Annotated in this window: 14 protein-coding genes; 3 read left to right on the top strand and 11 right to left on the bottom strand. The window is 69.3% G+C overall.

Going from position 1 to position 13,757, the window contains the following annotated elements; translation table 11 throughout:
* Positions 1 to 33 precede the first annotated feature (33 nt).
* The 5 genes from Q0833_RS11630 to Q0833_RS11610 all read right to left on the bottom strand — a co-directional run bounded on the left by Q0833_RS11630 (position 34) and on the right by Q0833_RS11610 (position 4,859).
* On the bottom strand, positions 34 to 1,053 hold the full coding sequence (locus Q0833_RS11630; RefSeq protein ID WP_298434406.1) for a DUF2332 family protein: 1,020 nt from the start codon (positions 1,051 to 1,053) through the stop codon (positions 34 to 36).
* Positions 1,050 to 1,742, bottom strand: a complete 693-nt coding sequence (pth, locus tag Q0833_RS11625) for an aminoacyl-tRNA hydrolase (protein ID WP_298434403.1) — start codon at positions 1,740 to 1,742, stop codon at positions 1,050 to 1,052. The genes Q0833_RS11630 and pth overlap by 4 nt, the downstream gene beginning before the upstream one ends.
* A gap of 25 nt (positions 1,743 to 1,767) precedes the next feature.
* On the bottom strand, positions 1,768 to 3,579 hold the full coding sequence (locus Q0833_RS11620) for a M3 family oligoendopeptidase (RefSeq protein ID WP_298434400.1): 1,812 nt from the start codon (positions 3,577 to 3,579) through the stop codon (positions 1,768 to 1,770).
* A gap of 200 nt (positions 3,580 to 3,779) precedes the next feature.
* On the bottom strand, positions 3,780 to 4,118 hold the full coding sequence (locus Q0833_RS11615; protein WP_298434397.1) for a DUF1992 domain-containing protein: 339 nt from the start codon (positions 4,116 to 4,118) through the stop codon (positions 3,780 to 3,782).
* 24 nt (positions 4,119 to 4,142) lie between these two features.
* Positions 4,143 to 4,859, bottom strand: coding sequence for a folate-binding protein (locus tag Q0833_RS11610; RefSeq protein ID WP_298434394.1), 717 nt, complete (start codon positions 4,857 to 4,859; stop codon positions 4,143 to 4,145).
* Between the two features lie 99 nt (positions 4,860 to 4,958).
* On the opposite strand from Q0833_RS11610, the gene Q0833_RS11605 reads away from it, so the two are divergent.
* Positions 4,959 to 6,179 carry an aminotransferase class V-fold PLP-dependent enzyme gene (locus Q0833_RS11605; RefSeq protein ID WP_298434391.1) on the top strand — a complete coding sequence of 407 codons (1,221 nt, stop codon included), beginning with the start codon at positions 4,959 to 4,961 and terminating at the stop codon, positions 6,177 to 6,179.
* An 84-nt stretch (positions 6,180 to 6,263) separates the two neighbouring features.
* Positions 6,264 to 6,530 carry a hypothetical protein gene (locus Q0833_RS11600; RefSeq protein WP_298434388.1) on the top strand — a complete coding sequence of 89 codons (267 nt, stop codon included), beginning with the start codon at positions 6,264 to 6,266 and terminating at the stop codon, positions 6,528 to 6,530.
* Between the two features lie 10 nt (positions 6,531 to 6,540).
* On the opposite strand, the gene Q0833_RS11595 is transcribed toward Q0833_RS11600, so the two are convergent.
* The 5 genes from Q0833_RS11595 to Q0833_RS11575 form a co-directional block, all read right to left on the bottom strand.
* Positions 6,541 to 6,777, bottom strand: a complete 237-nt coding sequence (locus tag Q0833_RS11595; protein WP_298434385.1) for a hypothetical protein — start codon at positions 6,775 to 6,777, stop codon at positions 6,541 to 6,543.
* Between the two features lie 70 nt (positions 6,778 to 6,847).
* Positions 6,848 to 7,951: a pyridoxal phosphate-dependent aminotransferase gene (locus tag Q0833_RS11590; protein ID WP_298434382.1), complete on the bottom strand. Its 1,104-nt coding sequence runs from the start codon at positions 7,949 to 7,951 to the stop codon at positions 6,848 to 6,850.
* A gap of 43 nt (positions 7,952 to 7,994) precedes the next feature.
* Positions 7,995 to 8,936 carry a glyoxylate/hydroxypyruvate reductase A gene (locus Q0833_RS11585; RefSeq protein ID WP_298434379.1) on the bottom strand — a complete coding sequence of 314 codons (942 nt, stop codon included), beginning with the start codon at positions 8,934 to 8,936 and terminating at the stop codon, positions 7,995 to 7,997.
* A complete protein-coding gene (locus Q0833_RS11580) occupies positions 8,933 to 9,343 on the bottom strand; it encodes a VOC family protein (RefSeq protein ID WP_298434377.1) in 411 nt (136 codons plus the stop codon). Before Q0833_RS11580 ends, Q0833_RS11585 begins: the two co-directional genes overlap by 4 nt.
* Positions 9,344 to 9,653: 310 nt before the next feature.
* Positions 9,654 to 11,318, bottom strand: coding sequence for an NAD+ synthase (locus Q0833_RS11575; protein WP_298434374.1), 1,665 nt, complete (start codon positions 11,316 to 11,318; stop codon positions 9,654 to 9,656).
* 148 nt (positions 11,319 to 11,466) lie between these two features.
* Between Q0833_RS11575 and Q0833_RS11570 the strand changes: the two genes are divergently transcribed.
* Entirely contained in the window at positions 11,467 to 12,936 is a 1,470-nt protein-coding gene (locus Q0833_RS11570) for a 2-isopropylmalate synthase (protein WP_298434369.1), read from the top strand.
* Positions 12,937 to 13,026: 90 nt separating this feature from the next.
* On the opposite strand, the gene Q0833_RS11565 is transcribed toward Q0833_RS11570, so the two are convergent.
* Complete coding sequence (locus Q0833_RS11565) at positions 13,027 to 13,677, bottom strand: hypothetical protein (RefSeq protein WP_298434366.1); 651 nt, start codon at positions 13,675 to 13,677, stop codon at positions 13,027 to 13,029.
* Positions 13,678 to 13,757: the final 80 nt, after the last annotated feature.

The raw sequence follows: 13,757 nt of genomic DNA, 5'->3' as shown, positions 1-13,757 counted from the left end.
AGCACGCGCACGGCCGTCGCGTCGAGCGCACCGCTACGTCAGCCGCCAGTCGATCCAGCGTCCATGGAAATCCGCGCGGCCTGCATCGTGAACCGTCCCGCCGGGCCAGGTGGTCAGCGTCAGCCGGGCACCCGGCGTCGCGCCGTCGGTCTCCATCTCCAGGTGGGCGAGGGGCCGGTCCGTTGTGGTGGCGGCCCCGAGGTCCGCAATGGTGGCACGGGCGCGGGCCTGCACGTCGTCGGGGAAGTACTGCCACGCGACCGAATGGCAGATCATCCGGCAGGTGCCGGGGAGTTGGGGCGATAGCGCGTCCAGCCAATCCGCCGCATCCGCCGCATCGACCGGCGCGGGTGGCAGCGCTAGCGCGGCCTCGGTCATGGCGAGGCGGCCCGGCTGGTCGGGCCAGAGATAGGCCAGAAGGCGCATCCGGTCGCCGATGGGCGAAAGCGGCGCAAGGTCGTTGCCGCGCCGGGCGGCGATGCGCGGCGCGTTCGCCGGCGGCATGACGCCGGTCCAGTCGGGCGCGAGCGTCAGGACGGAGTCCTTCGGCCCGAAGGTCGTGTCGCCGACCAGCAGCGCGTAGGCGTCCCAATGGAGGTTCAGCCCTGCCGAGGCGCCAAGTTCCGCCAGCTCCAGCGGCAGGCCGTAGCGTGCGGTGAGCCAATGCCCCGCCGCGCGAAACACCGCCGCGCGCCGGATCTCGTTGGTCTGCGGCGCGCGCCGGACCCAGTCGAGGAGAAACGGCGCCTCGCGCGTCATCGCCGCCGACACCGCGTCCCAGAGCGCGTCATCCAACGCGTTCGCGGGCGGATAGACCGCCGCGAGCCCCGCATCGCCGCCCAGCCGCAATGCGTGCAGCCCGCCCGCCAACCGCAGCGGCAGCGACGCCCCGGCGGGTGTCACGTCGCCCGGCCACTCGAAGAGACGCCGCGCCACCGCGCCGTGATCGGGCTCCAGCCGGTCGGCCAGCAGCGTCATGAGACGGGCCATGAACGGCGAGCCCAGCGTCGCGCAGGCGGCGGCCTGGGCATGGAACGCCCGGACCAGCTTCACTTGAACCGCGCGGCGAGCCGTTGGAGCGGCGACAACGGGCGCTCGGGCGGGGGCGCGGGTTCGGGATTGGCGGCGGGCTTCGCCGCAGGGGCATCGGGCGGCGCGCGCTTGGACGAACGCGGCGGCGCGGTCCGCTGCGCCACGGCGTTCATGAAGCCCGACCCGTCGCCCGCGGCGAGCTTCGGCGCCCCGTCCGCGATGCCGCGCAGGAGGTCGTCCAGCATGTCGCCCTCGGCCTTGGCGAAATCCGACAGCACGTAGCCCGCGACCCGGTCCTTGTGCCCCGGATGCCCGATCCCCAGCCGCACGCGGCCGTAATCCGGCCCGATGTGCTGGTGCATCGAACGCAACCCGTTATGCCCCGCATGGCCGCCGCCGGTCTTCAGCTTCAGCCGTCCGGGCGCGAGATCCAGCTCGTCGTGGAAGACGGTGACATCCGCAGGCGTCAGCTTGTGAAAGCGCATCGCCTCGCCCACCGATTGGCCGCTCAGGTTCATGAAGGTCGCGGGCTTCAGGAGCCACACCTTGTCCGACCCGAACCGGACCTCCGCGATCTCGCCCTGGAACTTCGACCGCCACGGGGTCGCCCCGTGATCGGACGCGATCCGGTCCAGCGCCATGAAACCGATATTGTGCCGGTTGCCCGCGTATTTCCCACCCGGATTTCCCAGACCCACCCAGAGTTGCATCGTCATCCCTTCCGCGCCGGGGGCCTCAGGCCTCCATCGCCTCGAGCTGGTCGATGAAGCCCTCGATCATCGAAAGACCCTTGTCCCAGAAGGCCGGATCGCTGGCATCGAGGCCGAAGGGCGCCAGGAGTTCGGTGTGATGCTTGGTGCCACCGGCGCGCAGCATGTCGAAATACTTCTCCTGGAAGCCGTCCGGCGCCTCCTCGTAGGCGGCATAGAGTGCGTTCACCAGCCCGTCCCCGAAGGCATAGGCGTAGACGTAGAAGGGCGAGTGCACGAAATGCGGGATGTAGGCCCAGAAGTGCTCGTAGCCCTCCATGAACTCGAAGACCGGCCCGAGGCTTTCGGCCTGCACCGACATCCAGAGCGCGTCGATATCCTCGGGCGTCAGCTCGCCCTCGGCGCGGGCGGCGTGCAGCTTGCACTCGAAATCGTAGAACGCGATCTGGCGGACGACGGTGTTGATCATGTCCTCGACCTTGCCGGCCAGCATGACCTTGCGCTGGGCGTCGGTCTCGGCGCCGTCGAGCATCGCGCGGAAGGTCAGCATCTCGCCGAAGACGCTCGCCGTCTCGGCCAGGGTCAGGGGCGTGTTCGACAGCATCTCGCCCTGCGGGGCGGCCAGCACCTGGTGGACGCCATGGCCCAACTCGTGAGCCAGGGTCATCACGTCGCGCGGTTTGCCCAGGTAGTTCAGCATCACGTAGGGATGCACCGTCGTCACAGTCGGGTGCGCGAAGGCGCCCGGCGCCTTTCCGGGCTTCACGGCAGCATCGATCCAGCCGTCGGTGAAGAAGGGCTTGGCGATCTCGGCCATCTCGGGCGCGAAGCCGGCATAGGCATCCATCACGGTCATCCGCGCCTCGTCCCAGCCGATCGTGCGCGTCTCCTCCATCGGCAGCGGCGCGTTCCGGTCCCAGACCTGCAGCGTCTCCAGCCCCAGCCACTTGGCCTTCAGCTTGTAGTAGCGGTGCGACAGTCGCGGGTAGGCGGCGACGACGGCGTTTCGCAGCGCCTCGACCACCTCGGGCTCGACGTGGTTCGAGATATGGCGCGCCGATTGCGGCGTCGGCAGCTTGCGCCAGCGGTCAGTGATCGCCTTTTCCTTGGCCAGCGTGTTGTGGACGCGGGCGAAGGTGCGGACGTTGCGTCCAAAGACCTCGGCCAGCGCGCGAGCACCGGCCTCGCGGCGGTCGCGGTCGGCGTCAGTCAGCAGGTTCAGCGTGGCCTCGATGCCCAACTCCTCGTCGCCCACCGGGAAGGTCAGCCCGGCGATCGTCTCGTCGAAGAGCTTGTTCCACGCGCTCGCGCCCACGACCGAGGTGTCGTGCAGGAACCGCTCGAGCTCGTCCGAGAGCTGGTGCGGCTTCATCGCGCGCAATCGGTCGAGCGCGGGGCGGTAGCGCGCCAGATCGGCATTCGCGGCCATCCAGCCTTCGTAAGTCGCGTCCGCGACGCGGTTGAACTCCAGCGAGAAGAACACCAGCGGCGTTGTCATCTCGGTGACGCGGCCCTCCATGTCGGACATGAACTTGGCGCGGTCGCCATTCGTGGTCTCTTGGTAGTAGCGCAGGCCAGCATAGGACATGATCCGGCCCGCGACCTCGTCGATCCGCTCGTTGCGGCGGATCGCCTCGAGGATGCCTTCTGCATCCAGCCCGGCCAGCTTGCCCTCGTACGCCGCCGCGTAGGCTGCGCATTCACGCTCCAGCCACTCGAGGTCGCGCACGAGCTCCGGCGCGTCCTCCCCGGTATAGAGGTCGTCGAGATTCCACTCGGGAAGATCGCCCAAGGGGTCGCCGCCGGGCGTGGCGTTGGCATCGCGGATCAGGGTCATGGGGGCCTCGTGTCTGGTGTCCGCTCCTAGGTAAGGAGTCGGCGGGCGAGGGGCAAATGGATCGGTCCCCTTCGGCGCCTCACTCTGGGTCGAGATGGGCGCGAACGGGCGGCGTAGCCTTCGCGACGTTCGCGGGAGAGCGTCATATGCCCGGTGTGCTCTCGTGGTGTCGAATGCCGCAGGGCAGATGTATAGCTGCCTCAGTCTTTCCCCATGAACCTGCGTCTCGCCTCGACCGCGATATTGTAACGTTGCTGAAGGTCAGCGATCAGCGCCATCGCGACGCGTTTTCCGTCTTCGCCGTCGGCTGCCCTGTAGCTCTGCTTCGCCGAGTCCAGCAGCTTCTTGATCTTGAACTCTTCAGGGAGTGCGCCTGCTTCGGCCATGATGCGAACGGCTACTGCTGATGCCATGTCTGAAAGAGCTTCGCCGGAGCGGTCGGGTAGCGGCTTTCCTTCGCCATCGAGGCCGCGAAGCTTGCCCTCCGCCAAAGCCTTCTGGATTTGCCGTTCCACGAGGCGATCAAATGATTGAGCCATACAGAACTCCCGCCTTGCCGCCGTTCAACGCGCGTCCAGCGTTACCGGGACGCCGCCCGCCTCCATCCCATCGACCCGGTCGAAGCGCAGATAGGCCAGCGCGCGGTCACCCGACACGGTGTGGACCGTGCCCGCCGCCTTGCCGGCCGCCGTGATCTCGGCGCCCTGCACGAGATCCGTCCCGGCGATCCGCGCCAGCCCTTTGCGCAACTCGGTCTTGTGCTTCATCCGGGCCACGATCTCCTGCCCGACATAGCAGCCCTTGCGGAAATCGACGCCGCCCAGCCGCTCGAAGCCCATTTCCAGGATGAACGTCTCATTCGGGATCAGTTCGATGCCGGTCTCGGGCACCATATGCTCGACCCGGCGCGCGTCCCAATCGGTGTCGTCGCCGGGCGTGCCGTCATAGCTGTGCCAGCCCATGCCGGGGCGGGGGTCCGCCATGGCACCCGGCACCTCGGTGGCATGGCGCGTGGGCACTAGGTCCGATACCGCGATCTCGACCTTGGCGCGCAGCCGGTACATGGCCAGTCGCTGCGCCAGCCCCGCGGCGAGGTCCGCGGCCACATCGAGATAAAACGCGTCAGCGTCGCGAAACGTCAGGAAATCAGCGAGATATTTGCCCTGCGGCGTCAGAAGGGCCGCGTAGCCGAGCCCCGTGTCGGGCACGTCGCGGGTGATGAGGCCGTGGAGGAATGTCTCGCGGTCGGGCCCGGAGATGCGGAGGACGGAGCGTGTCATGCCTTCGACATGGGCGCATCGCGCGGCCGCGGCAAGCCCTCCGATTGACCGCCGCTCGCGCGGGGCGTAGCCCGGACCCGAGACCACCCGGAGGCCCCGATGCGCGACGACACCCCCACCGCCCCGAGCCTGGCCCACGGCCCCCGGACACTTGCCATTCCAGGCCCGTCGATCATCCCCGAACGGGTGCTGCGCGCGATGCACCGGCCCAGCCCGAATATCTATACCGGCCCGCTGGTGGACCTGACCCATTCGCTGATCCCGGACCTCAAGGCCGTCGCGCGCACCGAACATGCCGCCACGATCTATATCGGCAACGGCCACGCCGTCTGGGAGGCGTGCCTCGCCAACACCCACGCGCGCGGCGACCTCGTGCTGATCCCGCGCACCGGAACCTTCGCCGACGGCTGGGGCGAGATCGCCGAGGATCTGGGCCTGCGCGTCGAGTATCTCGATTTCGGCAACCGGACCGCGATGGACGCCGCCGCCATCGGCCAGCGCCTGCGCGACGACACCAACCACGAGATCCGGTCGGTCCTCGCGGTGCATGTCGACACCTCGTCCAGCGTCCGCTCCGACATCGCGGCCATCCGCGCCGAGATGGACGCGGCGGGCCACCCGGCACTTCTTCAGGCCGATTGCATGGCCTCGCTCGGCTGCGACCGGTTCGAGATGGACGAGTGGGGCGCCGACGTGATGATCGCGGGCTGCCAGAAGGGCCTGATGACGCCCGCGGGCATGGCGTTCGTTTTCTACAACGACCGCGCCGACCGCGCGCGCGAACGGGCCGATTGCGTCACGGGCTACTGGGATTGGCGGCCGCGTACGAACCCCGACTACTACTTCCGCTACTTCTACGGCACCGGTCCGACGCATCACCTCTACGGCTTGCGCGAAGCGCTCGACATGATCGTCCACGAAGAAGGGATCGAGAACGTCTGGGCCCGTCACGCGGTGCTGGCCGGCGCCCTGCATGCGGCCTTCGACACCTGGGAGGCGCCGGGCGGTCTGGAGCTGAACGTCCGTAACCCCGCAGACCGCTCGAACGCGGTGACGGCGGTGCGCCTGCCCGATCACGGGACGCGCCTGCGCGACTGGGCCGAGCACCAGGTCGGCGTGACGCTGGGCATAGGCCTCGGCATGGCGCCGCGCGACAGCCCCGAGGCCGACGGCTTCTTCCGTGTGGGGCATATGGGCCATCTGTCGGCCCATTCGATGATGGGCACGCTGGGCGCGATCCAGGCCGCGCTGGTGGCGCTGGATGTGCCCCATGGCGGCGACGGGTTGGCGGCGGCGGCGCGGGCCATTGCGGGGCGCTGAAGAGGCAAGCGCCGAATTCTGGCCTCATTTGCCTGCCATATCCCCCCAGCGGCCCGTTCCGGAGGCCGTACGGAGGGGTCCGGCATGACCAAGCTGAAACAATACATCCTCGGCCCGTCGGGCTATTTCCTGCTGGGCTGCGCCGCCATGGGCCTGCTCTGGACGCCGATTCTGATCTCGATCATCCGCGGATCCGAGCGGATCTCGCATTATTCGGAAACTCGGCCACCCGCGACATCGGCCGTCGAGGTCATGCCCGTCGCCGAATTCGTGCCCGCGGGCCCGACGATCGACGACTTGGCCCATGATACGCTGGAAGACCTGACCTGGAAGTCGCGCCTGACGCCCTGACGCCGTCGCCTCAGCGGCGGGCGCGTGCGATGCAGGCGGCGACGCGCGCGTCCCATTCGGCTTCGGCGCGCGCGCGGCGGGTCCCGACGATCTCGATCACGCGGTGGATTGCCACGCAGAGCGCCAGCGCCACGACATACCCCCAGACGCCCCAGATCAGCACCAACCCCGCGACGAGCACGAGATAGAGCGCGCCGAGAAAGGCGTTGGTGTAATCCTCGACCTGACCGATCGGTTCGTTGTCCATGATCCGGGCCTCCGGGTGATTCGCGTAACCTCGACGCGACAAGACTAGCGCGGCTTTCGCCCGCGACACCTCACGATCGCGCGGATCGCAGCGCGCGCGGCAGGGCGGCGCCGAACGCGTCCATGTCCGCCGCCGTCCCGCAGGAGACGCGGATGCAGCGGTCGAGCGGGGCCACGCCCGGCATCCGCACGAAGATCCCTTCATCGAGGAGGGCCGTCATCACGCGCCGCGCCAGATCGCCGTCGCCACCGCAATCCATCGTCACGAAATTGGTCGCCGAGGCCAGTGGATACAGCCCATGCTCGGTCGCGATCGCCGCCAGCCGGTCGCGCGACTGCGCCACCCGCGCCTGCACCTCGGCCAGCCAGTCGGGATCGGCCAGGGCGGCCAGCGCGCCTGCCTGCGCCACCCGGTTCAGGCCGAAATGGTTCCGCACCCGGTCAAAGGCCGCGATCAGTTCGGGATGTCCGATCGCATAGCCCACGCGCAGCCCCGCCAGCCCGTGCGCCTTCGAGAAGGTCCGCATCCGGATCACGCGCGCATCGCCGGGGTCGAGCGGCGGAATCGCCTCGGGCGGGGCGAGGTCGGCATAGGCCTCGTCGAGACAAAGGAGCGTGCCATCGGGCATCGCGTCGATGAGCGCAGCGATGCGGGCGGCGTCATGCCAGCTGCCCATCGGGTTGTCGGGATTGGCGAGGTAGATCAGCCGCGCATCCGTCTCACGCGCCCGCGCCAGAAGCGCGTCCGGGTCCTCGTGGTCGCCCGCGTAGGGCACCGCGTGCAGCACCCCGCCGAAGCCCGCGACGTGGTAGTTGAAGGTCGGATAGGCCCCGGCCGAGGTCACCACCGCGTCGCCCGGTGCCACCAGGAGCCGCACGAGATAGCCCAAGAGCCCGTCGATTCCCTCGCCCGCGACGACCGCCTCGGGCGGGATCCCGTGATGCGCGGCCAACGCGTGGCGCAGGTCATGATATTCGGGATCGCCGTACATCCAGCCGTCGGCCGCGGCATCCGCCATCGCTGCGACGGCGCGGGGCGAGGGGCCGAACGGGCTCTCGTTTGCGCCGAGCCGGGCGGCGAAGGGCGCGCCCCGCTGCCGCTCCTGCGTCTCGGGGCCGACGAAGGGGACGGAGGCGGGCAGGCTCCGGGCGAGATCGGTCAGGCGATGGGTCATGCCGACAGGGGTGGCCCGGAACGGGGACCGGGTGCAAGCGCGCTCAGGCGAGCGCCTCGGACCGATCGACGAGGTGCAGGAGCGGCTCGCCCGCCTCGCCCCGACGGATGTTTTCGGCGATGACGCGGGCGGCGCCGTCGGGCCGCGTGGCCGAGGCGATATGCGGCGTCACAGTGATCTTCGGGTGCGACCAGAACGGGTGATCGTCGGGAAGCGGTTCGGTCCGGAACGTGTCCAGCGTCGCATGGGCCAGGTGCCCGTCCGACAGCGCCGCCAGCAGAGCGTCGTCCTCGACCAGTCCGCCCCGGCCGGGGTTCAGGAGGACGGAACCTGGCCGCATGGCGGCAAGGGCCGCAGCGTCGATCAGGTTGGCCGTGGATCGGGTCAGGGGCGTCAGCAGCACGACGATTTTAGCGCCGCCCAGGGCATCCGCCAAGCCGTCCGGCCCCGTCACCGAGCGTACGCCGGGCACGGTTTTCGGCCCGCGCGACCATCCCGTCACCGGAAAGCCCAGCGTCGTCAGCGCCGTGGCGCAGGCCGTCCCGAGTTCGCCCATCCCGAGCATCGCGACGGGCCTGTCCCGCGCCAGCGGTGGCGGCGTCGCGGTCCAGATGCGATCCGGATTGGAAATATGCGCGTCCATCCCGAGGTGGTGGCGCAGCACATGGCCCGTCACCCATTCGACCATGCCCCGCGTCAGCCCATCCTCGACCATCCGCGCAAGCGGCGCCCGGAGCGTGGGGTTGCCCTCGACATCCTCGACCCCCGCCCAGAGGTTCAGCACCCCCTTGAGCCGCGTATAAGGCGTGAAATCCTGGAGCGCGGAGTTGGGGGCGTAGACGATCCAGTCGATCGTCGCGGGATCGGGATCGTTCTCCAGCGTGACGATCCGGTGGGCCACGCCGACGGCATCCAGCGCGTGGGGCAGAGGCTCGCGGTACTCCGCCCAGCGGGCCGGGGCGGCAGCGAAGAGGATCCGCGTCACGTGGCGAAGGCGGATTTGAGGTCGCGCATCCCCTTGATCTCGATGGGGTTCCCGAATGGGTCAAGGAAGAACATCGTCGCCTGCTCGCCGGGCTCGCCGGGAAAGCGCAGCACCGGCTCGATGACGAACTCCACCTCGGCCGCGCGAAGCCGGTCGGCCAACACCTTCCATGCGTCCATCCGCATCAGGACGCCGAAATGCGGCATCGGCACCATGTGCTCGCCGACATGGCCAGTCGGGGCATGCTCGAAGGGCGGCCCGAGATGCAGGCTGATCTGGTGGCCGAAGAAGTCGAAATCGACCCAGCTGTCGGTCGACCGCCCCTCGGCGCAGCCGAGGAGGTCGCCGTAGAACCGGCGCGCCATGTCGAGATCGCGGACGTTGAAGGCGAAGTGGAAGATGCTCATGCTCGAGGGATGCCGGTTGCACCCGCGTGCGTCAATCGCCGAGGGACCGCCTGTGGAGCGAGCCGGGGCGCTGCCCCGGACCCCGGCATATTTCCACCAAGATGAAGATGGGAACGCGCGTCCCGGGCGTCGCAGGTCATGCAAGCTTCGGGCCGGAACGCGCGGCGAAGCGGGGCTTCACCTTGGGCGGTCATCGGCTTGCCAGCCTGTACCGCACAGCGAGGCTGGCACACCCGTGGTTAAGGCCCGGTGAACGGGTCTCATCTTGGCCGAAATATGCCGGGGGTCCGGGGGCTGGCCCCCGGCGCCCTCAGCCGGGATCGCGCCAGCGGTTCACGATCGGATAGCGCCGGTCGAGCCAGAACGCGCGCTGGGAGAGGCGCGCGCCCGGTGCGGACTGAAAGCGCTTGTATTCCGACAGGTAGATCAGCTTCTCGACATGCGTCACGGTCTCGCGGTCGTGCCCGGCGGCCACGACCTCCGCCACCGAGGCCTCGTCGTCGATCAGGCGCCGCAGGATGTCGTCGAGCACCGGGTAGGGCGGCAGGCTATCCTCGTCCTTCTGGTCGTCGCGCAGCTCCGCCGAGGGGGGCTTGTCGATGACGCGGGTGGGCATCACCTCGCCCTTCGGCCCGAGAAAGCCCTCGACCCAGTTCGCGTTCCGCCAGCGGCAGATCTCGAAGAGGTCGGTCTTCCAGAGGTCCTTCACCGGATTATAGCCGCCCGCCATGTCGCCGTAGATCGTGGCGTAGCCCACCGCGACCTCGGACTTGTTGCCCGTCGTCAGGAGCATCTCGCCGAACTTGTTCGACAGCGCCATCAGGAGAAGCCCGCGCAGCCGCGACTGGATGTTCTCTTCGGTCAGGTCGGGTTCGGTGCCCTCGAAGAGCGGCGCCAGCGTCTCGGTGATCGCGGCGCGCCCGGCGGCTATGGGCACGGTGTCGAGGCGGCAGCCCAGCCGTTCGGCCACGCCGCGCGCGTCCTCGAGCGAATGCTCGGACGTGTATTCCGACGGCAGCATCACGCAGCGGAGATTGGCGGGCCCGATCGCATCGGCGGCGATGGCCGCGACGATGGCCGAATCCACGCCGCCCGACAGCCCGAGCAGGGCCTTCGAGAACCCCGCCTTGGCCATGTAGTCCCGCACCGCCAGCACCATCGCACGGTAATCGGCCTCGGCCCCTTCGGGCTGCGACGCGCGGTCGCCGGGCACCGCAGCCCAACCGTCGTCGCCGCGCGCGAAATCGACATGCACGACGGCGTCCTCGAAGCTCGGCAGGTGGTGGCTGAGCACGCCATGGGGGTTCAGCACGAAGCTCGCCCCGTCGAAGATCTGGTCGTCCTGCCCGCCCACGAGATTGAGATAGGCGAGCGGCAGCCCCGTCTCGACCGTGCGCGCGACCATGTGGGCATAGCGGACGTCCTGCTTGCCGCGGAAATAGGGCGAGCCGTTGGGCACCACGAGGATCTCGGCCCCGGTTTCGGCCAGCGTTTCGGTCACGTCGTCGAACCAGGCGTCCTCGCAGATCGGCGTGCCGATGCGGACGCCGCCGACGACATAAGGGCCCGAAACGTCGCCGCTCTCGAAATAGCGCTTCTCGTCGAACACCTTGTAGTTGGGCAGGTGGTGCTTGACGATTTCGGCCACCACGCGGCCGCCTTCGGCCACCACCCAGGCGTTGTAGGGCTTCTCGGAGCCCACCGGCCAGAGCGGCACGCCGATCCCGAGGGCGGGGCCGTCGGCGCAATCCGCGATCAGCGCGTTCAGCACTTCCGCCGCATGGGCCACGAAGGCGGGCTTCCGCACCAGGTCCTGTGGCTGATAGCCGGTCAGGAACATCTCGGGCAGAGCCACCATCTGCGCGCCCGCGTCCCGGCCCGCCGCCCATGCCGCGCGGGCCTTGGCGGCGTTGCCGTCCAGGTCGCCCATCACGGGGTTCAACTGGGCCAGCGTCAGGCGGAACGTATCGGGCATCGGGCTCTCCGGGCACGGGTCGGGCTGGACCTAGCGCGGGGGCGGGGTGGGGGGAAGCGCCGATGCGTCGCGCGATGGTCCGCCCCCCGTTGCGCCCCGGCGCTGCGGGGCCTAGCTTCCGGTGCAGGCAGGACTGGGGATTGCGGGCATGGACAGGCTGATACTGACGACACTTGCGGCATTGGCGGCGACGCCGCTGGCCGCTCAGGACGTGCAGGTCAAGCAATACGAGGGCGGTGGCGTCTACGAGGGTACGTTCCGCGACGGCATGCAGCACGGCACGGGCACCTACACGCTGCCTTCGGGTTACGTCTACACGGGCGAATGGGTCGATGGCGAGATCCGCGGCCAAGGCCGCGCCGAATTCCCCGACGGCTCGATCTACGAGGGCCAGTTCGTCGCCGGCAAGCCCGAGGGCGAGGGCACGATCATCTTCGCCGATGGCGGTACCTATACCGGCACCTGGACCGACGGGCGTATCGAGGGCGAGGGCGTCGCGGATTACGCCAACGGCACGCGCTATACCGGTGGGTTCGTCAACGCGCTGCATGACGGGCAGGGCGTGATGGAGAGCCCCAACGGCTATCGCTACGACGGCGGCTGGTCGGCCGGCGTGAAATCGGGCGAAGGGCGGATCACCTATCCGGACGGCTCGACCTACGAAGGCGGCATGGCGGACAATGTCCGCTCGGGGCAGGGCACGCTCAGGACGCCGGACGGGCTGACCTATGTGGGGGCCTGGGCCGATGGGCAGATCAACGGCGAGGGCGTGCTGACGCAGGCCAATGGCGACATCTACGAAGGCACGCTGGTCGATGGCCGCCGCGAGGGGGAAGGCCGCGTGACCTATGCCAATGACGACGTCTACGAGGGCGAGTTCGCAGACGACCGCCGCCACGGGCAGGGCACGTTCCGGGGCACGGACGGCTATGTCTATACCGGCGGCTGGGTCGAGGGCCGGATCGAGGGCTCGGGCGAGGTCACCTATCCCGACGGCTCGGTCTATGTCGGCAGCTTTGCCAACGACCTGGCGGATGGCGAGGGCACGATCACCTATGCCGACGGCGCCACCTACGAAGGCCAGTGGGAAGCGGGCGTGATCCAGGGCCAGGGCCGCGCCGTCTATCCCAACGGCCTGGTCTACGAAGGCGAGTTCGTCAACGCGCAGAACCACGGCACCGGCACGATGACCTTCACCGACGGCTACCGTTACGAGGGCGACTGGGCCGACGGGCTGCGTCACGGGCAGGGCCGCGCGACCTATGCCGACGGCACCGTCTACGAGGGCGGGTTCATCCGGGGCCAGCGCGAGGGGCAGGGCACCATCACCATGGCCGACGGCTTCTCCTACACGGGCGGCTGGGACGATGGCGAGATCGACGGCGAAGGCGTCGCGACCTATGCCAACGGCGATGTCTACGAAGGCGCGTTCGCGGCCGGTCGCAGGCAAGGACCGGGGACGATGCGTTATGCGACCGGCGAAGTGGAATCGGGCGACTGGGCGGCCGGCGCGCTGACCCGCCGCGACGACGCTCCCGCGCCGACCGACGCGGCCATCCCGGCGGCCGAAGGGGCGCCCGCCGCGGCTGCGCCGGTTCCCGCGGGCAGCGACGGCTGAAGGCGACGCGGCGACCGACGCGCGCGGCTCCCGGAACGAAAAAGGCCCGGCCCCGAAGGACCGGGCCGCATCGCGGCGGAGGATCGGGCGTCAGTCGACCGGCAGCGTGGCCGAAATATCAGCCCAGAGCGCGCTCAGCGACGGGCGCGACGGAATGTCCACAATCGGGATATCGGCGTCGAGCAGCGCATCCAGCATCAGCAGGTGACGGGTCGGATCGGCGGTGTTCTCGCGGATGAGGGCGGCCACGGGCTGGCCCTTCTCGTCGGCGATCAGCAGGTCGGCGACCATCCCGGCCAGCGGGTCGTGACCCTCGCGCGCGATGTCGGACGTGAGGAACGCCTTCAGCGACACGCCCGCATGAAGGGTGCAGACCGGCGCCTCGGCCTCGAGGCGGTCCGCGATCCAGTTGTGCAGCTTCACCTCGCGGCCCGTCATCAGTGGGCGCACGCGGATCGTGCCTTCGGGGATCGAGTCGAGATCGGTCTTGGCGCGGGCCTTCCGGTCGCGTCCGGGCTTGGCCATGGCACGGGCCCGCTCGACGGCGTTCCGGGCCCCGGCCCATTCGTTGGCCCAGCTGCCCGAGCCGCGCAGGTCGTCGCCCGGCGTCTTGGCTTCGGTCGTGCGCACTTTCGGGCCGGTCGCGCCGGCCGACACACGGCGCAAACCACTCCAGGCGAGGCGGGACATCGTCTTCGTCACAAGGCGATCGAGTTGCATGGTCAGGTCCATCCGGTTCATCGGGTCTGTCCCGGATGTGACAGCCCTCCGGGGCCGAATTGGGGCGAACCCGAGGTTATCACGGGGTGAATGCGGGCCGC

It is taken from the genome of uncultured Jannaschia sp., from assembly GCF_947503795.1.
GTDB lineage: Bacteria > Pseudomonadota > Alphaproteobacteria > Rhodobacterales > Rhodobacteraceae > Jannaschia.
The sequence above is the reverse complement of the archived record's forward strand: the minus strand, read 5'-3'. Positions and strand labels throughout refer to the sequence as shown.